Genomic DNA, 23341 nt, shown 5'->3' with positions numbered 1-23341 from the left:
ACACCGAAGGAGATCCATCATGGCTTTTAACATTCACAACCGTAACCTGCTCAGCCTGGAACACCACACCCCACGTGAGCTGCGTTACCTGCTCGACCTGTCCCGCGACCTCAAACGCGCCAAGTACACCGGCACCGAGCAACAACATCTGAAGGGCAACAACATCGCCCTGATCTTCGAAAAAACCTCGACCCGTACCCGTTGCGCGTTCGAAGTGGCGGCGTATGACCAAGGCGCCAACGTCACCTACATCGACCCGAACTCTTCGCAGATCGGTCACAAGGAAAGCATGAAAGACACAGCCCGCGTGCTGGGTCGCATGTACGACGCCATCGAGTACCGTGGCTTCAAACAGGAAATCGTCGAAGAGCTGGCCAAGTTCGCTGGCGTGCCAGTGTTCAACGGTCTGACCGATGAATATCACCCAACGCAAATGATCGCCGACGTGCTGACCATGCGTGAGCACGCCGACAAGCCGATTCACGAAATCAGCTACGCCTACCTGGGCGATGCGCGCAACAACATGGGTAACTCGCTGCTGTTGATCGGCGCCAAACTCGGCATGGACGTGCGCATCTGCGCGCCGAAAGCCCTGTGGCCGCTGGATGATCTGGTCGAGCGTTGCCACAAATATGCCGAAGAAAGTGGCGCGCGCATCACCCTGACTGAAGACCCGAAAGCGGCGGTCAAAGGCGTCGATTTCATCCACACCGACGTTTGGGTATCGATGGGCGAGCCGGTGGAAGCCTGGGCCGAGCGTATCCAGCAACTGCTGCCGTACCAGGTCAACGCCGAGCTGATGAAAGCCTCCGGCAACCCGCGCACCAAGTTCATGCACTGCCTGCCGGCGTTTCACAACAGCGATACCAAGGTCGGCAAGCAAATCGCCGAACAGTATCCGCACCTGAAAAACGGCATCGAAGTGACCGACGACGTGTTCGAGTCCCCAGCCTGCATCGCCTTCGAGCAAGCGGAAAACCGCATGCACACAATCAAGGCGATCCTGGTCTCGACCCTCGCTGATCTGTAACTGAAATAGCTCCCACGAAGGAACCGCTTCCAAATGTGGGAGCGGGCTTGCTCGCGAAAGCGGTGGGTCATTCAACAGTGATGCTGATTGATCCACCGCCTTCGGGTGCAAGCCCCCTCCCACAGGAGATCCTGCGGAGCCCTTAACCATTACTGTAGGAGCTGCCGAAGGCTGCGATCTTTTGATCTTGTTGTTGAAGATCAGGATCAAAAGATCGCAGCCTTCGGCAGCTCCTACATGAAAAAGGACATGCACCATGCGTATCGTCGTAGCTCTGGGCGGTAACGCCCTGCTTCGCCGTGGTGAGCCGATGACCGCTGACAATCAGCGCGCCAACATCCGCATCGCCACCGAGCAAATCGCTAAAATCCATGCCGGCAACCAACTGGTCATCGCCCACGGCAATGGCCCGCAAGTCGGTCTGCTGTCGCTGCAAGCGGCGGCCTACACCTCCGTCACTCCTTACCCGCTGGACGTGCTCGGTGCCGAAACCGAAGGCATGATCGGCTACATCATCGAACAGGAACTGGGCAACCTGCTCGACTTCGAAGTACCGTTTGCCACCCTGTTGACCCAGGTTGAAGTCGACGCCAACGACCCGGCGTTCAAGAATCCAACCAAACCGATCGGCCCGGTTTACGACAAAGCCGAAGCGGAAAAACTCGCTGCTGAAAAAGGCTGGGCGATTGCGCCGGACGGCGATAAGTACCGTCGTGTGGTGGCCAGTCCACGACCAAAACGCATCTTCGAAATCCGCCCGATCAAGTGGTTGCTGGACAAGGGCAGCATCGTGATTTGCGCCGGGGGTGGCGGGATTCCGACCATGTATGACGAGAACCGCAACCTCAAGGGTATCGAAGCGGTGATCGACAAAGATCTGTGCTCTTCGCTGCTCGCCGAGCAACTGGAAGCGGATCTGCTGGTGATCGCCACCGACGTCAACGCGGCGTTTATCGATTACGGCAAACCAACGCAGAAAGGCATCGCCGAAGCGCACCCGGACGAGCTCGAGCGCCTCGGTTTCGCCGCCGGTTCGATGGGGCCGAAGGTGCAGGCAGCCTGCGAATTTGCACGCCATACTGGCAAGGTCGCGGTGATCGGTTCGCTGGCGGACATCGAAGCGATTGTCCAAGGCACCGCCGGTACACGCGTGACCACAGCGAAGCCTGGCATCACTTACCGATAATTAGAAACGGCGGGGGCAGGCCCGGGGTCTGCCCTCTTTCCATGCCTTGAAAGGAGTTCCTCATGGCCCAGTTTGAACCCGGTCATTTGCACATCGAGCGGCATGCGTTGACCGACGATGACGTCAATTACAACGTCTGCCTCGACTATGAAGTGTTCACCGATCCGAAAAAAGGCAAAGGGATACAGTTCACCCTGCACGGCAATATGCAGGGCAAGGACATGAAGGAAACGTTTTTCCTGCCCAAGGAAGAGGCCTACAACTTCGCCCGCGACGTGACCCGGATTGCCGAGAAGTACGGGATTCCCAAGACGCACAGCCAGATCGGCTCGGTGCATAAACATTACGACCTGATGTTTGAAGACATCCGCAAGCAGCTGAACATGCAGTCCGGGGATCCGGTTAATCCTGAGCATTTTGAGTAACCGTCAAAAGCCCCTCACCCTAGCCCTCTCCCAGAGGGAGAGGGGACTGATTGGGGGATGCTTCAGAATTACGCCGACCTGATCTTGCATCACCGAATCCATAATCGACTGGTTCTTTCAGGTCGATGTCAAATCCCAGACACCTCGGTCGGCCCCCTCTCCCTCCGGGAGAGGGCTGGGGTGAGGGTGTTTTTGATTTAGGGCATACTTGCCACCCTCCGCTCTGCAGATCACTGAACCGCCCCATGCGTATCCACGTCAGTTTCATCGACCGCGTCGGTATCACCCAGGAAGTCCTGGCTATCCTCGGTGGGCGCAACCTCAATCTGGATGCGGTGGAGATGATCCCGCCGAACGTCTACATCGACGCGCCGACCCTGAGCCCGACAGTGCTCGAAGAGCTGAAAGATGCGTTGTTCCGCGTGCTCGGCGTGGAAGCGGTGACCGTGGTCGACATCCTCCCCGGCCAGCGTCGGCACTTGCAGCTTGATGCCTTGCTCGCGGCGATGACCGATCCTGTTCTTGCCCTCGACAGCGCCGGCAACGTCTTGCTCGGCAACCCGGCATTGATCGCCCTCTACGGTCGCGAACCGGCCGGCGAAAGCGTCTCCGAATTGTTCAACGACCCCGGCCTGCTCGACACGCTGCTCGAACACGGCTTCCGTCTGCCGCTGCGGGAAATCACCGTCAATGGTCAGACTCTGCTGCTCGACGCCACGCCAATCACCGACGCCGGCGCGCTGCTGACGTTGTATCAACCCAACCGCATCGGTGAACAACTCTCGGCGCTGCACCACGACCACGCCGAAGGTTTCGATGCGCTGCTCGGCGAATCCCCGGCGATCCGTACGCTCAAGGCCCGTGCTCAACGCGTGGCAGCCCTCGATGCACCGCTGTTGATTCAAGGCGAAACCGGTACCGGCAAAGAACTGGTTGCCCGCGCCTGTCACGCGATCAGTGCGCGGCACAACGCGCCGTTTCTTGCTCTGAACTGCGCAGCGCTGCCGGAGAACCTCGCCGAGAGCGAGCTGTTCGGCTACGCCCCCGGCGCCTTCACCGGTGCGGCGCGTGGCGGCAAACCCGGGCTGATGGAGCTGGCCAACCAGGGCACGGTGTTTCTCGATGAGATCGGCGAGATGTCGCCGTACTTGCAGGCGAAATTGCTGCGCTTCTTGAATGACGGCAGCTTCCGTCGCGTGGGCGGTGATCGTGAAGTGAAGGTCAACGTGCGCATCCTCAGCGCGACCCACCGCGATCTGGAAAAAATGGTCAGCGAAGGGTCGTTCCGTGAGGATCTGTTCTACCGCCTCAACGTGCTCAACGTGGAAGTGCCGCCGCTGCGTGAACGTGGTCAGGACATTCTGCTGCTGGCGCGCTACTTCATGCAGCAGGCTTGCGCGCAGATTCAGCGTCCGGTCTGCCGCCTCGCCCCGGGCACTTACCCGGCGCTGCTCGGCAATCGCTGGCCGGGCAACGTGCGGCAATTGCAGAACGTGATCTTTCGCGCGGCGGCGATTTGCGAAAGCAGTCTGGTAGACATCGGCGACCTCGACATCGCCGGCACCTCGGTGGCGCGACAGACCGACAGCGATGTCGACAGCCTCGAACAAGCGGTCGAGTCGTTCGAGAAAGCGCTGCTGGAAAAACTCTACGTCAGCTACCCCTCGACCCGGCAACTGGCGAGCCGCCTGCAGACTTCGCATACCGCTATCGCCCATCGGTTGCGCAAGTACGGCATCCCCAACAAACCCTAAGCCGAACGCGGTCGAAAATGTGGGAGCGGGCTTGCTCGCGAAAGCGTCAGATCAGTCGACATCATTGGTGAATGACACACCGCATTCGCGAGCAAGCCCGCTCCCACGTTTTGAACTGTGTTCCAGATTGTTTTCTGTAGGAGTTGCCGGAGGCTGCGATCTGTTGACTTTGGATGTGTATTGGCCGGGACAAGATCGCAGCCTTCGGCAGCTCCTACAGTCCGGGTTTCCAATTCAAGCATTGAATTTACTGCTTAAAAGCGACCTTTATCTGTACTGAAAGCGCTACAGTGGAATGATATCGTTACACCCTCCTCTGATCACCGCTGTGCAAGGCTTTGATCCGGTTCAGCTTTTCTCCTCGCCTCATGCTGTAGCGATTTCGCTACACGCCTCATCAAAACCCATATTCAAAAACCTGCCAAATCATTGATTTATAACGATAAATCAACGTTGGCCGCGTTCTTGCTAATCAACCCTTCATAAATAAAGGGCTTCCCTGCCCAAGCCTTCCACCGCGTCCACCAGACGAGTCTGGCCCCTGAGGAGTTTCCATGAGCGAGTTGCGTTTTACTGAAGATCACGAATGGCTGCGCACCGAAGCTGACGGCAGCGTTACTGTCGGCATCACCGCTTTCGCGCAGAACGCCTTGGGCGACGTGGTGTTCGTGCAACTGCCTGAATTGCAGGCGTACGACAAAGGCGCCGAAGCCGCCACCGTGGAATCGGTGAAAGCCGCCAGCGGCGTGTACATGCCCCTCGACGGCGAAGTGCTGGCAACCAACCCGGCGCTGGAAGACAGCCCGGAACTGGTCAACGAAGATCCGCTGGGCGAAGGCTGGTTCTTCCGCTTCAAGCCAAGCGACGCCGCCGCTGTCGGCAAACTGCTCGATCAGGACGCGTACGACCGTCTGATCAAAGCCCAAGCCGAAGCCTGAGGAACACCGACATGACTCAAGTAAACCTTGGCACCGCCAACGAATTCATCGCCCGTCACATCGGCCCGCGCGCCGGTGACGAGCAAGCCATGCTCAACAGCCTCGGCTTCGATTCGCTCGAAGCGCTGAGCGCCAGCGTCATCCCGGAAAGCATCAAGGGCACCAGCGTGCTCGGCATGGACGACGGCCTCAGCGAAGCCGATGCCCTGGCGATGATCAAAGGCATCGCCGGCAAGAATCAGCTGTTCAAGACTTACATCGGCCAGGGCTACTACAACTGCCACACGCCGTCGCCGATCCTGCGTAACCTGCTGGAAAACCCGGCCTGGTACACCGCTTACACGCCGTACCAGCCAGAAATTTCCCAGGGCCGTCTCGAAGCGCTGCTGAACTTCCAGACCATGATCAGCGACCTCACCGGCCTGCCGATCGCCAACGCCTCGCTGCTCGACGAAGCCACCGCCGCTGCCGAAGCGATGACCTTCTGCAAACGCCTGAGCAAGAACAAGGGCAGTCACCAATTCTTCGCCTCGATCCACAGCCACCCGCAAACCCTCGACGTACTGCGCACCCGTGCCGAGCCACTTGGCATTGAAGTTGTTGTGGGCGATGAGCGTGAACTGACTGACGTGACGCCGTTCTTCGGCGCGCTGCTGCAATACCCGGCCGCCAACGGTGACGTGTTCGACTACCGCGAACTGACCGAACGCTTCCACGCCGCCAACGCGTTGGTGGCCGTGGCCGCTGACCTGCTGGCCCTGACCCTGCTGACCGCCCCGGGCGAATTCGGCGCTGACGTCGCCATCGGTTCGGCACAACGCTTCGGCGTGCCGCTGGGCTTCGGTGGCCCGCACGCCGCTTACTTCTCCACCAAAGATGCGTTCAAGCGCGACATGCCGGGCCGTCTGGTCGGTGTTTCGGTTGACCGTTTCGGCAAGCCGGCCCTGCGCCTGGCGATGCAAACCCGCGAGCAACACATCCGTCGCGAGAAGGCCACTTCGAACATCTGCACCGCGCAAGTGCTGCTGGCCAACATCGCCAGCATGTACGCCGTCTACCACGGCCCGAAAGGTCTGACGCAGATCGCCAACCGCGTGCATCACTTGACCGCGATTCTGGCCAAGGGCCTGACCGCGCTGGGCGCGACAGTTGAACAAGCGAGCTTCTTCGACACCCTGACCGTCGCTACCGGCGCACAAACCGCCGCACTGCACGACAAGGCGCACGCTGCGCAGATCAACTTGCGCGTGATCGACGCTCAGCGTCTGGGCCTGTCGGTCGATGAAACCACCACGCAGGCTGATATCGAAACCCTGTGGGGCCTGTTCGCCGACGGCAAGACCCTGCCGGACTTCGCTGCTCTCGCCGCCTCGGTGCAAAGCACCATCCCAGCAGCGCTGGTACGTCAGTCGCCAATCCTCAGCCACCCGGTGTTCAACCGTTATCACTCGGAAACCGAGCTGATGCGCTACCTGCGCAAACTGGCGGACAAGGATCTGGCGCTGGATCGCACCATGATCCCGTTGGGCTCGTGCACCATGAAGCTCAACGCCGCCAGCGAAATGATCCCGGTGACCTGGGCTGAATTCGGTGCGCTGCACCCGTTCGCTCCAGCCGCGCAAAGTGCCGGTTACCAGCAACTGACCGACGAACTGGAAGCGATGCTCTGCGCCGCCACCGGTTACGACGCGATCTCGCTGCAACCGAACGCCGGTTCGCAAGGTGAATACGCCGGCCTGTTGGCGATTCGCGCTTATCACCAGAGCCGTGGCGATGAGCGCCGCGACATCTGCCTGATCCCGTCTTCCGCCCACGGCACTAACCCGGCCACCGCCAACATGGCTGGCATGCGCGTGGTCGTGACTGCATGCGATGCCCGCGGCAACGTCGATATCGAAGACCTGCGCGCCAAAGCCATCGAGCACCGCGAACACCTCGCCGCGCTGATGATCACTTACCCGTCGACCCACGGCGTGTTCGAAGAAGGCATCCGCGAAATCTGCGGGATCATTCATGACAACGGCGGCCAGGTGTACATCGACGGCGCCAACATGAACGCGATGGTCGGCCTGTGCGCACCGGGCAAGTTCGGCGGCGACGTCTCGCACCTGAACCTGCACAAAACCTTCTGCATCCCCCACGGCGGTGGCGGCCCGGGCGTCGGCCCGATTGGCGTCAAGTCGCACCTGACGCCGTTCCTGCCCGGCCACGGCCAGATGGAACGCAAAGAAGGCGCGGTCTGCGCGGCACCGTTCGGCAGCGCAAGCATTCTGCCGATCACTTGGATGTACATTCGCATGATGGGCGGCGCAGGCCTGAAACGCGCTTCGCAACTGGCGATCCTCAACGCCAACTACATTTCCCGTCGCCTCGAAGACCACTACCCAGTGCTGTACACCGGCAGCAACGGTCTGGTGGCGCACGAGTGCATTCTGGATCTGCGTCCATTGAAAGACAGCAGTGGCATCAGCGTTGATGACGTCGCCAAGCGCCTGATCGACTTCGGCTTCCACGCGCCGACCATGTCCTTCCCGGTCGCCGGCACGCTGATGATCGAGCCGACCGAAAGCGAATCCAAGGAAGAACTGGATCGCTTCTGCGACGCCATGATCCGCATCCGCGAAGAAATCCGCGCGGTGGAAAACGGCACGCTGGACAAGGACGACAACCCACTGAAAAACGCTCCGCACACCGCAGCGGAACTGGTTGGCGAGTGGACGCATCCGTACAGCCGCGAGCAAGCGGTTTACCCGGTTGCATCGTTGGTTGAAGGCAAATACTGGCCACCGGTCGGTCGTGTCGACAACGTCTTCGGCGACCGCAACCTCGTCTGCGCCTGCCCGTCGATCGAAAGCTACGCTTAAACGTGTTGGGGGCGAATTTCTCGCCCCCACCGCCTCACCTGTAGGAGCTGCCGAAGGCTGCGATCTTTTGATCTTGCTGTTGAAAGATCAGGATCAAAAGATCGCAGCCTTCGGCAGCTCCTACAGGGGGATGTAACCAGCCTGATGTTTCGCCAATTCCTATAACAAGAAACCGGAGAACCACTCATGTCGTTAAGCGTGTTCGACCTGTTCAAGATTGGCATCGGCCCCTCCAGTTCCCACACCGTCGGCCCGATGCGTGCTGCTGCGCGTTTTGCCGAAGGTTTACGCCGTGAAAACCTGCTGACGGCCACCGCCAGCGTTCGTGTCGAGTTGTACGGTTCCCTCGGTGCCACTGGCAAAGGCCACGGCAGCGACAAAGCCGTGCTGCTCGGCCTCGAAGGCGAACACCCGGACACTGTTGATACCGAAACCGTCGCCGCGCGCCTGCAGGAAATTCGCGGCAACGCTCGCTTGAACCTGCTCGGTGAACACAGCATTGCGTTCAACGAGAAAGAACATCTGGCGATGATTCGCAAGCCGCTGGCCTATCACCCCAACGGCATGATCTTCCGCGCCTTCGATGCGGCCGGGTTGCAGATCCGCAGCCGCGAGTACTACTCGGTCGGTGGTGGTTTTGTCGTCGATGAAGACGCGGCCGGTGCCGATCGCATCGTCGAAGACGCGACGCCGCTGACCTTCCCGTTCAAAAGTGCCAAGGATTTGCTCAGCCATTGCACCACCTATGGTCTGTCGATCAGTCAGGTGATGCTGACCAACGAAAGCGCCTGGCGCCCGGAAGCGGAAACCCGCGCCGGCCTGCTGCACATCTGGCAAGTGATGCAGGACTGCGTTGCTGCCGGTTGCCGTAACGAAGGTATTTTGCCGGGTGGGTTGAAGGTCAAACGCCGAGCGGCAGCGCTGCATCGGCAACTGTGCAAAAACCCGGAATCAGCATTGCGCGATCCGTTGTCGGTGCTCGATTGGGTCAACCTGTACGCCTTGGCAGTGAATGAAGAAAACGCCAACGGCGGCCGCGTGGTCACCGCACCCACCAACGGTGCGGCGGGGATTATTCCGGCGGTGCTGCATTACTACATGCGTTTTATCCCCGGCGCGAATGACGACGGCGTGGTGCGCTTTCTGCTGACCGCTGCGGCCATCGGCATTCTCTACAAGGAAAACGCGTCGATCTCCGGCGCCGAAGTCGGTTGTCAGGGTGAAGTCGGCGTGGCCTGTTCTATGGCCGCCGGCGCGTTGTGTGAAGTGCTCGGTGGCACTGTTCAGCAAGTCGAGAACGCCGCAGAAATCGGCATGGAGCACAACCTCGGCCTCACCTGCGATCCGATTGGCGGGTTGGTGCAGGTGCCGTGCATCGAGCGCAATGCGATGGGCTCGGTGAAAGCCATCAACGCAGTGCGCATGGCCATGCGCGGCGACGGCCAGCATTTCGTCTCCCTCGACAAAGTCATCCGCACCATGCGTCAAACCGGCGCCGACATGAAAAGCAAATACAAAGAGACCGCCCGCGGCGGTCTGGCGGTCAACATCATTGAATGCTGAACCTTATTTAACGTCGCCTCCCTCAGGGAGACGATCGCACTTAGCCCCTCTCCCTCCGGGAAAGCAACGTAACTAACTCCCTCTCCCTCCGGGAGAGGGCTGGGGTGAGGGGCTTTTGATCTTGATCTTACCCTTACCCCAAACCCAAATTTTCAAGGAGCCACGCATGTCCACCGAACAACTGTCGAAAACTCCACTTCACGCCCTGCACATCGAACTCGGCGCCCGCATGGTGCCGTTCGCCGGCTACGACATGCCGGTGCAATACCCGCTCGGCGTGATGAAAGAACACCAGCACACTCGTGAACACGCCGGGCTGTTCGACGTCTCGCACATGGGCCAGATCCGCCTGACCGGCGCCAACGCCGCCAAAGCCCTGGAAACCCTGGTGCCGGTGGACATCATCGACCTGCCGGTGGGCATGCAGCGTTACGCCATGTTCACCAACGAGACCGGCGGCATCCTCGATGACCTGATGGTCGCCAACCTCGGCAACGACGAACTGTTCCTGGTGGTCAACGCCGCGTGCAAGGATCAGGATCTCGCCCATCTGCAAAAACACATCGGCGATCAGTGCACCATTACAGAGCTGTTCGAAGAGCGCGCCCTGCTGGCGCTGCAAGGCCCGGCAGCCGTTACGGTGCTGGCGCGCCTTGCACCGGAAGTCGCGAAGATGACCTTCATGCAATTCAACCGCGTGTCGTTGCTGGGCGTGGATTGCTTCGTCAGCCGCTCGGGCTACACCGGTGAAGACGGTTTCGAAATCTCGGTTCCTGCCGCCGATGCAGCAAAACTCGCCCGCGCCCTGCTCGCCGAACCGGAAGTCCAGGCCATCGGCCTCGGCGCCCGCGATTCGTTGCGCCTCGAAGCCGGCCTGTGCCTGTACGGTCACGACATGAACACCGAAACCACACCGATCGAAGCCAGCCTGTTGTGGGCGATCTCCAAGCCCCGTCGTGCTGACGGCGCGCGGGCCGGTGGTTTCCCGGGTGCAGAGCAGGTATTCGCACAGCTACAGAACGGCGTCGCACGTAAACGCGTCGGCCTGCTGCCGCAAGAACGTACCCCGGTGCGCGAAGGCGCCGAAATCGTCAACGAAGCCGGCGAGATCATCGGCAGCGTGTGCAGCGGCGGTTTCGGCCCGACTCTTGGCGGGCCTTTGGCGATGGGTTACCTCGACAAGGCTTATAACGCGATCGATACCGTCGTATGGGCCATCGTACGTGGGAAAAATGTGCCAATGCTTGTAAGCAAAATGCCATTTGTTCCGCAACGCTACTACCGTGGTTGATTGACTGTTTCTATAAGTAACGCGGTTGCGTTAAACGTGCACTAATGTGTAACGCAACCGCCATAAAACAGTGCATCTCCGACCCTTCTATTCGAATATGAACTTTGCTTATAACGATCGAAAACAATTGAACAAGCGAATCGCCTAAGCCGCACTAGTGAACTGACTAATTGCCATCAAGCGTAGGGAAACCGGGGCCTTCACGGGGGCTTGTTTTTTCTCCCGTAGTTGGCGTAGAGTTTGTTCACTGTGTTTGCATGGGTCAGCTTTGAATCGTGACCTGGGCAGTAGCCTACAAGTTAGCTACATCCCGTTCGACGTCTTCTTACTCTCCTGCAACCAGCCCCAGTACTCTTTCATGTGAAAGAGACTGTCATTAATTTTTGCGTCAAAGGAAATAAGAAATGTCCACACGTCAGAGCGGTACCGTCAAGTGGTTTAACGACGAGAAGGGTTTTGGTTTTATCACTCCAGAAAGCGGTCCAGGATCTGTTCGTGCATTTCCGCGCCATTCAGGGCAACGGCTTCAAGAGCCTGAAAGAAGGCCAGAAAGTGACTTTCGTTGCTGTGCAAGGCCAGAAAGGCATGCAGGCTGACGAAGTACAAGCAGAAGCCTAATCTTCTGTAACGAAAAAGCCCCTGATATTGATATCAGGGGCTTTTTTGTGCGCGCGAACCCGTAAAATGGCGCTTCCTTTTGCGTCCAGAGGCTGCCATGTCGAAAAACCTGCTCACTCCCCAGGGCGATTTTCCTGCCGTTGGCCTGGGCCGTCGTCTGGCCGCGATGTTCTATGACTTTCTGCTGTGCACGGCACTGCTGATCGTCACCGGTTTCATTTACAAACTGATCCAGGCCGCGATCATCGGCGAAGAACGCCTGCGCGTGCTGACCGATGCCGGAAAAATGGACGGCGATCCGCTGTATTCGACGGTACTGTTGTTGGTGCTGTTTGGATTCTTTGCCAAGTTCTGGAACCACGGCGGGCAGACACTGGGCATGCAGGTGTGGGGGATTCGCGTGCAAAACGCCAATGGCAGCGCGATCAGCCTGTGGCAGGCGCTGTTGCGGTTTATGGTGTCGATTGCGTCGTGGCTGTGCGTGGGACTGGGTTTTTTCTGGTCGCTGTACGACAAGCAGAAGCGCACGTGGCATGACATCTATTCGGATACGCGCGTGGTGCGAATCCCGAAGAAGACCAAGTAACTTCCAGACACTGAATACCAATGTGGGAGCGGGCTTGCTCGCGAAGGCGTCGTATCAGTCAATTTCAATGGTGACTGATACGCCGCTTTCGCGAGCAAGCCCGCTCCCACATTTGATTTGCGTGGCCTGGAAGATGCTACGCGTTACCGGCGAGCTTCATCCGTGCAGCCTGGGTGAAGTCGAGCATGCGCTTCAACGGACGAATTGCCTGCGGAATCAGCGCCGGATCAACAAAGATCTCGTTCGTGCCTTCCTTCAAGCTCTTCAGCGTGCGCTCAAGGGTGTTCATGGCCATCCACGGGCAATGTGCGCAACTGCGGCATGCTGCGCCGTTACCGGCGGTTGGCGCCTCGATGAAGACCTTGTCCGGGCACAGCTGCTGCATCTTGTAGAAGATGCCACGGTCGGTCGCGACGATCAGCGTCTTGTTCGGCAACGACTGTGCAGCGGCAATCAGCTGACTGGTCGAACCCACGGCGTCTGCCAGCTCGATCACCGAGGTCGGTGACTCCGGGTGCACCAGAATCGCGGCGTCCGGGTACAACGCTTTCATGTCTTCGAGCTGCTTGGACTTGAACTCCTCGTGGACGATACAAGCACCGTCCCACAGCAGCATGTCGGCGCCGGTCTTGCGCTGGATGTACGTCCCCAGGTGCTTGTCAGGGCCCCAGATAATCGTCTCGCCGTTGTCCATCAGGCTTTCGACGATCTCCAGCGCGCAACTCGATGTCACCACCCAGTCGGCTCGCGCTTTAACAGCAGCGGAGGTGTTGGCGTAGACCACCACCGTACGCTCCGGGTGCTGATCGCAGAACGCCGAGAACTCATCGACCGGGCAACCCAGATCCAGCGAGCAGGTTGCCTCAAGCGTCGGCATCAGCACGCGTTTTTCCGGGTTGAGAATCTTCGCGGTCTCGCCCATGAACTTCACGCCGGCGACCACCACGGTCTTGGCCGGGTGGGCGTTGCCGAAGCGCGCCATTTCCAAGGAGTCGGACACGCAACCACCGGTTTCTTCGGCCAGAGCCTGAATCACCGGGTCGCAATAAAAGTGGGCAACCAGCACCGAGTCCTGAGCCTTGAGCTCGGCGGCGATGGCGGCACGGTAATAAGCCTCTTCCTCAGCCGTCAGCGGTTTGGGCTGTTTGGCATCGAGGTGGGCTTGAACCAGAAGGCGTTCGGAAATCTGCGTCATGTTCGCAAGACCTGCAGGCGCGTTCGCGCGAAAGTCGAGTATACACCCGGCTCCGGACCGCTTGAGGGTACCGCCGGGAGAGTGAGTATTATCAGGCACGGACAGCATTGAAGCTGCGCAAGGCTACAGAATATCCCGTTGATACAAAAGATCATTCTGACCTGCGTCAGCGCTGCTGCCACTGAAACGACGCGGGGCCGAATTGCAGGCAAAAAAAACCCGGAAATCCTCACTTGCGTGGGCCTTCCGGATTTTCTAAACCGCCAAAAATGGTGGGTCGTGTGGGATTCGAACCTACGACCAATTGGTTAAAAGCCAACTGCTCTACCAACTGAGCTAACGACCCGCTGTGTGGTGGCGCGTATAATACTGATTTTTAAGGACTATTCAACACCTTTTTGAAAATAATCAAAAATAAGGTGTTGGGTCGTCCACACCAGCGGCCGCGAAGCCTTCCGCACGCAGGCGGCAGCTGTCGCATTTGGCGCACGCGCGGCCTTCATCGTCGGCCTGATAGCAGGAAACGGTGAGACCATAATCAACGCCCAGCTTCACGCCGGCCTGGACGATCTGCGCCTTGCTCAGGTTCTGCAACGGCGCCTGGATGCGGAAGCCATTGCCTTCCACGCCAGCCTTGGTTGCCAGGTTGGCCATGCGCTCGAACGACTCGATGAACTCGGGACGGCAATCCGGGTAACCGGAATAGTCCACCGCGTTCACACCGATAAAGATGTCGCGCGCGCCAAGCACTTCTGCCCAGCCCAATGCCAACGACAGGAACACGGTGTTACGCGCCGGCACGTAGGTCACCGGAATGCCTTCGCCGAGTTCTTCCGGAATGTCGATGCTGGTGTCGGTCAGGGCCGAGCCGCCCATGCCGTTCAGGTTCAGGCCAATCACTTTGTGCTCGACCACACCCAAATCGCGGGCGACGCGTGCAGCGGCGTGCAATTCGGCGTGGGAGCGCTGACCGTAGTCGAAGCTCATGGTGTAGCAGGCGTAACCTTCAGCGCGGGCCATGGCCACGACCGTTGCCGAGTCGAGACCACCGGACAGCAGGATTACCGCACGTTTTTCGTTAGTGTTCAGTTGTTCAGTCATATCAGCGCCCCGGCTCATCATTCCATAGATATTTATGCAGCTGCAGTTGCAACCGCACTGGCAGGTTGTCTGCCACCACCCAGTCCGCCAGATCCCTGGCATTGAGGTCATGATGACTTGGCGAAAACAGCACTTCTCCCGCACGTCGATCAAGCCCGTACTGAATCAGTTTCGATACCGCCCAGTCATAGTCTTCCCGCGAGCAGATGACAAACTTCACCTGATCGTTGGGGGTCAGCAATTCGATATTTTCGTAACGGTTGCGATGGGCTTCTTTCGAACCCGGCGTTTTCAGGTCAACCACGCGACTGACGCGCGGATCGACCGCCGAGACGTCGAGGGCGCCGCTGGTTTCCAGCGAGACCTCGTAACCGGCATCACACAACTGTTTAAGCAGAGGAATGGCATTGGGTTGCGCCAGCGGCTCACCGCCGGTGACACAAACGTAGCGCGGACGAAATCCGGCCACTTGCTCGAGGATGTCGTCGAGGCTGCGCACGGTGCCGCCACTGAAGGCGTATGCGCTGTCGCAGTATTGGCAACGCAAAGGGCAACCGGTCAGGCGCACAAAAACAGTGGGCAGCCCGGCAGTCCGCGTTTCCCCCTGCAAAGAGTAGAAAACTTCGGTGATTCTCAATGTGTCTTGCATAGTCGCCACGGGCGTAACAGCTAAACAGGCTGTCCGCCTCCGTCAGGCACTTCAGGCAATCCCGCCAACGCGTAGACCGCAAGAAGCGTGTTTCAGAAAAAGGGCGTGAATTCTAACGAAAAAACCCGCGACAAGCGCGGGTTTCTTCTTGAAAGGTCAAACGGCCTTACATGCGTTGCAGGTCGCGTTGGGCCAACTGAGCGGCGGAGGTACCCGGATATTGGGCCACCACCTGCTGCAGAATGCCTTTGACCTTGTCGGTGTGACCAAGGCGGCGCTCTACATCAGCCAGCTTGTACAGCGAATCCGGCACTTTGGCGTGCTTGGGATACAGCTGCGAAACCTTGGCGAAAGCCTGACCCGCACCTTGCAGATCGCCTTTGGCCAGGTTGACTTCGCCCAACCAGTACTGGGCGTTGCCCGCGTATTGGCTGTTCGGGTATTTGCGCAGGAAAGCGGCAAAAGCCTGGCTGGCCTTGTCGAAATCCTTGGCTTTGATCAGGTCGAAAGCGGCATCGTAATACAGCTTTTCTTTGGCCGGATCAGCCGGTTCGCTACCCGCAGCCGGCGCCTGGGTTGCTGCAGCAGCAGCCCCTGCACCAGCGGCAGCACCGGCAGCAGCGCTTGCGTCGCCACCGGCAGAAGAATTCTCGGGAGTCGCGGCAGGTGCAGCACCGGATCCTATGCGCCGATCAAGATCCTGGTATCGCTCCAGGGATTCCTGCTTCATGCGCGCAACCTGATTCTGCAGTTCTTCAATCACGCCTTGCTGGCGCGAGATCTGATCCTGCATCTGTTGCAATTGGTTGAACAGCATGCCTTGTGCCGAGGCAGGGGCCGAAGCCGCTCCCCCGGCATAGGCGCCGTTCGTACCGTAACCTGCAGGCGGATAACTGCTCCCGCTATTGTTATAACCGGAGTTGTCATCGACCACAGGAACCGCAGCCCACGCCGCAAGCGGCGCGAGGCTGAGAGCCAGAACAGTTACAGCACGACGGCACGTTCGCATATCGAATTACTTACGCAGTTCGACGCGACGGTTTTGAGCCCAGGACTGCTCGTCGTTGCCGGTAGCAACTGGACGCTCTTCGCCGTAGGAAACCAGTTCCAGCTGAGCTGGGGAAACACCTTGCAGTACCAGGTAGCGTTGAACGGCTTTCGCACGACGCTCGCCCAGTGCCATGTTGTACTCACGAGTACCACGTTCGTCGGTGTTGCCTTCCAGAACAACGCGAGCGCCGTTTGCTTTCAGGTCTTTGGCGTGAACGTCCAGAGCGCGCATGGCTTCTGGCTTCAGGTCCGAGCTGTCGTATTCGAAGTAGAAGGTGGTGATTGCGCGCAGAGCAGCTTCTTCGCTCAGGGAACCGTCAACGGCACCAGTGTTTGCGCCGTAACCAGCGTTTGGATCAACAGCGCCTTCACCGGCGTTGTCGCCGCCTTTGGACGAGCAACCTACAGCTACAGCCATGGCCAGAGCCAGCGCAGCAAATTTACCAAACTTCAGCATTTCCATCGTGAAACTCCTAATGAACCCCAGTGTGTTAAGTAAAACGTGTAGCGCCCGCTCACTTCAGGTAAGGGAACCAGGACGGTTCTCTGACTTCGCCTTGAGCGGTAGGAAGCGGGAGCCTAACGCGTCCATTAATGGACACGAGCATCAAGACTCCCCGGCCCTGTTGGCGGGTGGCGTAGATTACCATGGTGCCGTTGGGCGCAACAGTAGGCGACTCGTCCAGAGTGCTATCAGTGAGGATCTTTACACTACCTCGCTGCAAATCCTGGGCTGCCACCTTGAAATTGGTGAAACCGTCCTGACGATGGATCATCACCAGGGTCTTTTCATCCGCCGACAATTTAGGGTTGGCGTTGTAGTTACCGATGAAGGTCACTCGCTCCGCACCGCCGCCACTGGCGCTGGTTTTGTAGATCTGTGGCTTGCCGCCGCGATCCGAGGTGAAGTAGATGGTCGAACCATCCTTGCCCCAGTAAGGTTCGGTGTTGATGCCCTGGACCTGCGGTCACGCGAGTGATCTGACGCGAAGCCAGGTTCATCACGTAAATGTCCGGGTTACCGTCTTTCGACAGGACGAACGCCAGACGATCACCATTCGGCGACCAGGCCGGTGCACCGTTCAAACCTTCGAAGTTGGTGATCTGCTCACGGCGACCGGTGTCGATGTTCTGCATGAAGATGCGCGGACGGCGCTGTTCAAACGAAACATAAGCGATGCGCTTACCATCCGGTGCGAAACGCGGCGACAGGATCGGCTCACGCGATTGCAGCAGAGTCACGGCGCGAGCACCGTCGTAGTCCGAACGCTGCAGGGTGTAGCGAGTGTTCTTCTCGGAGAAACGCTCGGCCGTTACGTACAGCAGGCGAGTCGAGAACGCACCCGGGATACCGGTGAGTTTTTCGAACGACTGGTCAGCAATGAAGTGCGCCATGTCGCGGATTTGATCCGTGGTACCGGAGACACTGCCGTCAGCCACTTTCTGCTCGGTGGCAACGTTGAACAGCGCCCATTGCACCTGCAGGCGACCGCCCGCTGGAGCAATGCTGCCGACCATCATGTATTGAGCACCCACCGCCTTCCAGTCACGGAAGATGATTTCGCTCGGCTGGCTTGGCTGGCTGATCATGTTTTGCTTCGGAATCGGCGAGTAGTAGCCCGAGTTACGCAAATCGTTACCAATGATTTCAGCCATGTCGTCCGGCAGGACGGCACCGCCCTGCATACCAAACGGTACAACCGCGATCGGAGTAGCCCGATCGCTGCCGCTGGTGACCAGAATGTTCTTTTCATCAGCCATCGCGATCCCTGCCATGCAGCAGATCACGACCAGCATTCCTCGAAGAAGGTTTCTCACAAGGCTAGATCCTCAGGTGTGAATGTCATCTTGAATGAACGATACGGAGCGAAATCGCTCGGCTTCATTCCCTGCATTTCTGTCAAACGTCCAATATTCTTCACTGCCGCCACTGCCGAAGCATCAAACGGACCATCGCCGCTGGACTTGGACACGCTGACCGAAGTCACCGTACCGTCCGGCAACATGCCGATTTGCAGCACGACCGTCATGCCTTTGCGTGCCGAAGGCGGTCGAGCCCAACCTTCTGCTGCTCGCGCACGAATCAGGTCATCGAAACTGCCCGCGACTTCGTCACCCTGCTCATCCGCCAAAGCCTGCTGGCGCTGCGGCGTGTCGGAAAGCAAATCGGCCAAGGCCTGAGCCTTTTTGTCTTCGGTCGATTTACGTGCCGCATCCTGCGCTTTCTTCTTCGCAGCATCGGCAGCAGCTTTCTTCTTCGCTTCGTCGGCGACTTTCTTCTTCGCCTCGTCAGCTTCAGCTTTCTTCTTGGCGTCGTCGGCGGCTTTCTTCTTCGCGTCTTCGACAATCTTCTTCTTGGCTTCTTCAGCGGCCGCTTTCTTGGCCTCTTCTTCAGCAGCCTTTTTGGCTTCGTCTTCGGCTTTCTTCTTGGCTATATCAGCCAATTGTTTCTCTTCTGCCTTTTTCGCCTCAGCCTTTTTCGCGTCGTCGGCTTTTTTGGCTTCATCAGCCTTTTTCGCTTCGTCCGCTTTTTTCGACTCGTCGGCCTTCTTGGCTTCCTCGGCTTTTTGAGCCGCTTCTTCTTTCTTTTGTTCCGCCGCAGCCTTGATCTCTTCCTGCTCGACCTTTTTCTGCTCCATCTGCTCGACTTCGGTCTGACGCGCGGCGGATTTCTTCGCCTCACCCGCAATCTTCTGATTGGTCTGGGTGGTTGCCTGACTTTTCGATTTCAGCTGGTACAGGGTCGCCTGGACAATCGGTTTGGCCGGCGGCAGCTCTGGTGTGAAGGCGAAACTGACGAACAGCATGCCGAACACCAGCACGTGCAGGACAATTGCCAGAACACTAGGCCAGAAGTAGCTTTCCGAGGCGGACGGCTCTCGCTGTTGCTGCATCAGGGGGCCTCGGTAATCAAACCAACATTACCGACCCCGGCTTTCTGCAACCCGCCCATGGCGCCCATGACGGAACCATAATCGACGGTCTTGTCACCGCGGATGAAGACTTGGGTACGCTTGCCGCCTTCGGTGCCGGCACGAATGATCTTGGTCACCGCGTCGGTCATTTGCGGCAGGGTCATGGCCCTGTCCTGTTGCTTCTCGGTATCGACTTCGCTGCCAAGGTTCCAGTAGTAGGTCTTGTCAGCCTTGATCGAAATGGTCAGGACTTGCGTGTTGTTGTCCTGCGGCAAGGCTTCGCTGGAAACCTTGGGCAGATCAACTTTCACGCCCTGATTGAGCATCGGCGCGGTCACCATGAAGATGACCAGCAGCACCAACATCACGTCGATGTAAGGCACCACGTTCATCTCGGCGACCGGCTTGCGCTTTTTGCGAGCTCGAGCGATTAAAGCCATTGGAAATTACCTGCTTATTCTTCGCTGGTGTGCACTTTGCGGTGCAGGATCGCCTGGAATTCATCGGCGAAGGTGTAGTAGCGGCCCAGCAAGGTTTCGCTGCGAGCGGCGAAACGGTTGTAAGCGATAACCGCAGGGATCGCGGCGAACAGACCGATCGCGGTGGCGATCAGGGCTTCTGCGATACCCGGGGCCACAGTGGCCAGGGTTGCTTGCTGGGCGCTGGCCAGACCGCGGAAGGAGTTCATGATGCCCCACACGGTACCGAACAGACCGATGTACGGGCTGACCGAACCAACGGTGGCGAGGAACGGCAGGCTCTGCTCGAGTTTCTCTTCTTCACGGGAGATGGCAACGCGCATGGCACGGGCCACACCTTCCATTACCGCTTCAGGGTCGACACCTGGCTGCTGACGCAGACGCGAGAACTCTTTGAAACCGGCGCGGAAGATTTGCTCGACGCCCGAATCCGGATCCGGGTTGCTGCCCGCCTGACGGTACAGTTTGGACAGATCGATACCCGACCAGAAGCGCTCTTCGAAGCTCTCCAGGGCGCGTCGACCGGCACGCAGCAGATTGCTGCGCTGAAAGATCATGATCCATGAGGTCACCGATGCGGCCACCAGGGTCAACATTACCAACTGCACCACGATGCTGGCATTGCTGACCAGGCTCCACATGGAGGAATGGTCGACGACGTTAGCTTCCACGCTTTATCTCCTGCTTTGAGTGTGTACCCGGGCCGACCGCGTCGGCAAAGGCCGCACGCAAGTCTTCGGGAAGGGCCCGGGGTTTCAAACTGTTAGTGCGCACACAGGCCACCAAAAACTGCCCTTCACAGAGCAGCACATTATCCGTAGCCCGCCTGACCTGCTGTTTAAAGCGCAGGCTGGCACGGTTCAATTCGATTACTTCAGCGCTTACCAGCAGTTCGTCATCCAGTCGCGCCGGCGCGTGGTAACGCGCTTCGCTGGAATGCACGACAAACAACAGATCCTCCCCTGCCAACTGCGATTGGGCAAAGCCCAGTTCACGCAGCCGCTCGGTTCGAGCCCGTTCCATAAACTTGAGGTAATTAACGTAATACACGATGCCGCCCGCATCGGTGTCCTCGTAATAAACGCGACAACGATGTGCGAACGGCCCAAGCCCGTTTTGCGCGCGCATACTCTAGTGCTTACTCCTCAGGTTGCCAATCCGGCCAGGCAACTGTTTTTCATGGTTTCAAAGCTTTAACGCAAAAGTACCGTCGTCTGACAGTACAAACCCTGAATAAATCGACAACAAATGTGTATTAATCGTCCACGGCATCGAGAAACTCGTCTGCCACGGGCATTTCGCCCATTCGTGACGGGATGTTTAAACCGAAATGCAGGTACGCATGCCGGGTCACCACCCTGCCCCGTGGTGTACGCATGATGTAGCCCTGTTGAATCAGGTACGGCTCCAGCACGTCTTCAATGGTGTGGCGCTCTTCGCTGATCGCCGCCGCCAGACTGTCGATACCGACCGGCCCGCCGTCGAACTTCTCGATCATGGTCAACAGTAGACGTCGATCCTGATGGTCGAAGCCATGTTCATCAACGTCCAGCAGGTTCAACGCCAAATCGGCGACCGACTTGGTGATGTGCCCTTTGGCGCGGACTTCAGCAAAATCACGCACGCGCCGCAACAAACGGTTGGCGATACGCGGCGTACCACGGGCACGGCGAGCGATTTCAAAGGCGCCTTCCGGATCCAGTGGCAAACCGAGAATAGCCGCCGAACGACTGACAATCGTCGACAGATCGGCAGTGCTGTAGAACTCAAGACGCTGGACGATACCGAAGCGGTCACGCAGCGGGTTGGTCAGCATACCGGCGCGCGTCGTGGCGCCAACCAGGGTAAACGGTGGCAGATCAAGCTTGATCGAGCGCGCCGCCGGCCCTTCGCCGATCATGATGTCGAGCTGGAAATCTTCCATCGCCGGGTACAGCACTTCTTCAACGATCGGCGACAGGCGATGGATTTCATCGATGAACAACACGTCGTGCGGTTCAAGGTTGGTCAGCAATGCCGCGAGATCACCCGGACGTTCAAGCACCGGGCCCGAGGTACTCTTGATCGACACGCCCATTTCCTGGGCAATGATGTTGGCCAGCGTGGTCTTACCCAAGCCCGGCGGGCCGAAGATCAGCGTGTGGTCGAGGGATTCACTGCGGCCACGCGCGGCCTGGATGAACAATTCCATCTGCTCGCGCACGGTCGGCTGGCCAATATAGTCGGCCAGACTGACCGGGCGAATGGCCCGATCCTGGACTTCTTCGCGCTCACGCGGGCTGTGCGCGGCGGCGATCAGACGATCAGCTTCAATCACTTAAATCATTCCCTTCAGGGCGCGGCGGATCATGTCTTCACTGCTCAAATTCTTGTCCTTGATCGCGGAAATCGCCTTGCTCGCTTCCTGCGGTTTGTAACCGAGGGAAATCAACGCACTGACGGCATCGTTCTCGGCGGTATTGACCGGCGCCGGGCCATCCGGCTGATTCGGCACCAGCGCAAACATCGCCGGCGAAGTTTCCCACGCCTTGAAGCGATCTTTCAGCTCGACCAGCAAACGCTCGGCCGTCTTCTTGCCAACGCCCGGCACCTTGGTCAGCGCCGAGGTGTCCTGGGATTGCACGCAGCGGATCAACTCGTCGACTTCCAGACTCGACATCAACGCCAGCGCCAGTTTTGGCCCGACACCATTGAGACGGATCAACTCGCGAAAAAAGTCTCGCTCACGTTTACCGGAAAAACCATAGAGCAGTTGCGCGTCTTCGCGTACGACCAAATGGGTGTGCAGGGTCAGCGGTTCACCGACCGACGGCAGACGATAAAGCGTGGTCATCGGTACTTCCAGCTCATACCCGAGGCCGTTTACATCCAGAATCAGGTGCGGCGGCTGTTTCTCAGCCAGGGTGCCGCGCAAGCGTCCAATCACGTTTCAGATCCTTGAGCGTTGGCCAACCGTGGGCTGGCGACTGTCGAAACGCGGATTTCGGGCCGACGACACAGGCGCAAGCATCCGCTTTCGGGAAATTTGATGCTGATGCTATCAGAGACGCAGGCGCCCGCCACGACTGCGTGCAGTGCCCAAGCCGTGCGGCAGCAGACTGGAGCGGGTGTGCGCGTGGCAAATGGCAATGGCCAGTGCGTCGGAGGCATCGATTTGCGGTTTGGCGGTCAGCTTGAGCATGTGCATGACCATCATCTGCACTTGTTCTTTATTGGCGGCGCCGGTGCCCACCACGGCCTGCTTGACCTGAGTCGCAGTGTACTCGGCGATCTCCAGGCTTTCTTCGGCGCCAGCGACAATCGCCGCGCCACGGGCCTGACCGAGCTTCAGTGCAGAGTCGGCGTTTTTCGCCATGAAGACTTTTTCGATGCCCATGGTGACCGGGCCGTAGGTCTGAATGATTTCACGCACGCCGCGATAAACGATTTGCAAACGTTCGTGCAGCTCGCCCGCACCGGTGCGGATGCAGCCGGAAGCCACATAGATACAGCCGCCGCGCCCGGTATCACGAACAATCCCGTAACCGGTGATGCGCGAACCGGGGTCGATACCAAGAATTAAAGTCATAACGCCTGCGGTTTTGAAAAAACACGATTTACATAACAACAAAAAACAACTGTGGGAGCGGGCTTGCTCGCGAAAGCGGTGTGTCATTCAGCATTGATGTTTGCTGATACGCCGCCTTCGCGAGCAAGC

The 23341-nt window shown here is 58.7% G+C and carries 21 protein-coding genes, 1 tRNA gene and 2 pseudogenes; 10 read left to right on the top strand and 14 right to left on the bottom strand.

Annotated features, from left to right (window positions below; genetic code table 11):
• The first annotated feature begins 19 nt into the window (after nucleotides 1-19).
• The 10 genes and pseudogenes from ACZZ0D_RS03280 to ACZZ0D_RS03235 all read left to right on the top strand — a co-directional run bounded on the left by ACZZ0D_RS03280 (nucleotide 20) and on the right by ACZZ0D_RS03235 (nucleotide 12255).
• The gene (locus ACZZ0D_RS03280; protein WP_053123054.1) at nucleotides 20-1030 is read left to right on the top strand and encodes an ornithine carbamoyltransferase; all 1011 of its coding nucleotides are present in this window, start codon (nucleotides 20-22) and stop codon (nucleotides 1028-1030) included.
• A 256-nt stretch (nucleotides 1031-1286) separates the two neighbouring features.
• Nucleotides 1287-2216 (top strand): carbamate kinase, encoded by a 930-nt coding sequence (gene arcC, locus ACZZ0D_RS03275; protein ID WP_053123056.1) that lies wholly within the window; start codon nucleotides 1287-1289, stop codon nucleotides 2214-2216.
• 62 nt (nucleotides 2217-2278) lie between these two features.
• Entirely contained in the window at nucleotides 2279-2641 is a 363-nt protein-coding gene (locus ACZZ0D_RS03270; RefSeq protein ID WP_463552448.1) for a DUF5064 family protein, read from the top strand.
• A 245-nt stretch (nucleotides 2642-2886) separates the two neighbouring features.
• A complete protein-coding gene (locus tag ACZZ0D_RS03265; RefSeq protein WP_159812525.1) occupies nucleotides 2887-4395 on the top strand; it encodes a sigma-54-dependent transcriptional regulator in 1509 nt (502 codons plus the stop codon).
• Between the two features lie 554 nt (nucleotides 4396-4949).
• Nucleotides 4950-5333: a glycine cleavage system protein GcvH gene (gene gcvH, locus ACZZ0D_RS03260; protein ID WP_159812526.1), complete on the top strand. Its 384-nt coding sequence runs from the start codon at nucleotides 4950-4952 to the stop codon at nucleotides 5331-5333.
• Nucleotides 5334-5344: 11 nt separating this feature from the next.
• Entirely contained in the window at nucleotides 5345-8197 is a 2853-nt protein-coding gene (gene gcvP / locus ACZZ0D_RS03255; protein ID WP_463552447.1) for an aminomethyl-transferring glycine dehydrogenase, read from the top strand.
• Between the two features lie 186 nt (nucleotides 8198-8383).
• Nucleotides 8384-9760, top strand: coding sequence for an L-serine ammonia-lyase (locus ACZZ0D_RS03250; protein ID WP_463552446.1), 1377 nt, complete (start codon nucleotides 8384-8386; stop codon nucleotides 9758-9760).
• A 166-nt stretch (nucleotides 9761-9926) separates the two neighbouring features.
• Entirely contained in the window at nucleotides 9927-11051 is a 1125-nt protein-coding gene (gene gcvT / locus ACZZ0D_RS03245; RefSeq protein WP_463552445.1) for a glycine cleavage system aminomethyltransferase GcvT, read from the top strand.
• A 404-nt stretch (nucleotides 11052-11455) separates the two neighbouring features.
• Nucleotides 11456-11669: pseudogene (locus ACZZ0D_RS03240) on the top strand (cold-shock protein).
• Nucleotides 11670-11766: 97 nt separating this feature from the next.
• On the top strand, nucleotides 11767-12255 hold the full coding sequence (locus tag ACZZ0D_RS03235; protein WP_463552444.1) for an RDD family protein: 489 nt from the start codon (nucleotides 11767-11769) through the stop codon (nucleotides 12253-12255).
• Between the two features lie 136 nt (nucleotides 12256-12391).
• Here ACZZ0D_RS03235 and nadA read toward each other — a convergent pair whose 3' ends face one another.
• The 14 genes and pseudogenes from nadA to ruvC form a co-directional block, all read right to left on the bottom strand.
• The gene (nadA, locus tag ACZZ0D_RS03230) at nucleotides 12392-13450 is read right to left on the bottom strand and encodes a quinolinate synthase NadA (protein ID WP_463552443.1); all 1059 of its coding nucleotides are present in this window, start codon (nucleotides 13448-13450) and stop codon (nucleotides 12392-12394) included.
• A gap of 270 nt (nucleotides 13451-13720) precedes the next feature.
• Nucleotides 13721-13796 (bottom strand) — tRNA-Lys (locus tag ACZZ0D_RS03225).
• Between the two features lie 62 nt (nucleotides 13797-13858).
• Nucleotides 13859-14551, bottom strand: coding sequence for a 7-cyano-7-deazaguanine synthase QueC (gene queC, locus ACZZ0D_RS03220; RefSeq protein WP_053123071.1), 693 nt, complete (start codon nucleotides 14549-14551; stop codon nucleotides 13859-13861).
• Between the two features lies 1 nt (nucleotide 14552).
• Nucleotides 14553-15200: a 7-carboxy-7-deazaguanine synthase QueE gene (queE, locus tag ACZZ0D_RS03215; protein WP_159812532.1), complete on the bottom strand. Its 648-nt coding sequence runs from the start codon at nucleotides 15198-15200 to the stop codon at nucleotides 14553-14555.
• A gap of 166 nt (nucleotides 15201-15366) precedes the next feature.
• Nucleotides 15367-16209: a tol-pal system protein YbgF gene (gene ybgF, locus ACZZ0D_RS03210; protein ID WP_053123074.1), complete on the bottom strand. Its 843-nt coding sequence runs from the start codon at nucleotides 16207-16209 to the stop codon at nucleotides 15367-15369.
• Nucleotides 16210-16215: 6 nt separating this feature from the next.
• A complete protein-coding gene (gene pal / locus ACZZ0D_RS03205) occupies nucleotides 16216-16713 on the bottom strand; it encodes a peptidoglycan-associated lipoprotein Pal (protein ID WP_003178634.1) in 498 nt (165 codons plus the stop codon).
• A 52-nt stretch (nucleotides 16714-16765) separates the two neighbouring features.
• Nucleotides 16766-18047 (bottom strand): annotated as a pseudogene (tolB, locus tag ACZZ0D_RS03200) (Tol-Pal system beta propeller repeat protein TolB).
• Nucleotides 18048-18064: 17 nt separating this feature from the next.
• Nucleotides 18065-19144: a cell envelope integrity protein TolA gene (gene tolA / locus ACZZ0D_RS03195; protein WP_053123075.1), complete on the bottom strand. Its 1080-nt coding sequence runs from the start codon at nucleotides 19142-19144 to the stop codon at nucleotides 18065-18067.
• The gene (gene tolR / locus ACZZ0D_RS03190) at nucleotides 19144-19596 is read right to left on the bottom strand and encodes a protein TolR (RefSeq protein ID WP_161806672.1); all 453 of its coding nucleotides are present in this window, start codon (nucleotides 19594-19596) and stop codon (nucleotides 19144-19146) included. The genes tolA and tolR overlap by 1 nt, the downstream gene beginning before the upstream one ends.
• Before the next feature lie 23 nt (nucleotides 19597-19619).
• Entirely contained in the window at nucleotides 19620-20315 is a 696-nt protein-coding gene (gene tolQ / locus ACZZ0D_RS03185) for a protein TolQ (protein ID WP_008080223.1), read from the bottom strand.
• Entirely contained in the window at nucleotides 20305-20772 is a 468-nt protein-coding gene (gene ybgC, locus ACZZ0D_RS03180) for a tol-pal system-associated acyl-CoA thioesterase (protein ID WP_053123077.1), read from the bottom strand. The genes tolQ and ybgC overlap by 11 nt, the downstream gene beginning before the upstream one ends.
• A 127-nt stretch (nucleotides 20773-20899) precedes the next feature.
• Nucleotides 20900-21961, bottom strand: coding sequence for a Holliday junction branch migration DNA helicase RuvB (gene ruvB, locus ACZZ0D_RS03175; protein ID WP_053123079.1), 1062 nt, complete (start codon nucleotides 21959-21961; stop codon nucleotides 20900-20902).
• Nucleotides 21962-22570, bottom strand: coding sequence for a Holliday junction branch migration protein RuvA (ruvA, locus tag ACZZ0D_RS03170; protein WP_053123081.1), 609 nt, complete (start codon nucleotides 22568-22570; stop codon nucleotides 21962-21964).
• Between the two features lie 114 nt (nucleotides 22571-22684).
• On the bottom strand, nucleotides 22685-23212 hold the full coding sequence (gene ruvC, locus ACZZ0D_RS03165) for a crossover junction endodeoxyribonuclease RuvC (RefSeq protein ID WP_008080220.1): 528 nt from the start codon (nucleotides 23210-23212) through the stop codon (nucleotides 22685-22687).
• Nucleotides 23213-23341 lie beyond the last annotated feature (129 nt).

It is taken from the genome of Pseudomonas sp. AC193 (assembly GCF_979258075.1).
The sequence above is the reverse complement of the archived record's forward strand: the minus strand, read 5'-3'. Positions and strand labels throughout refer to the sequence as shown.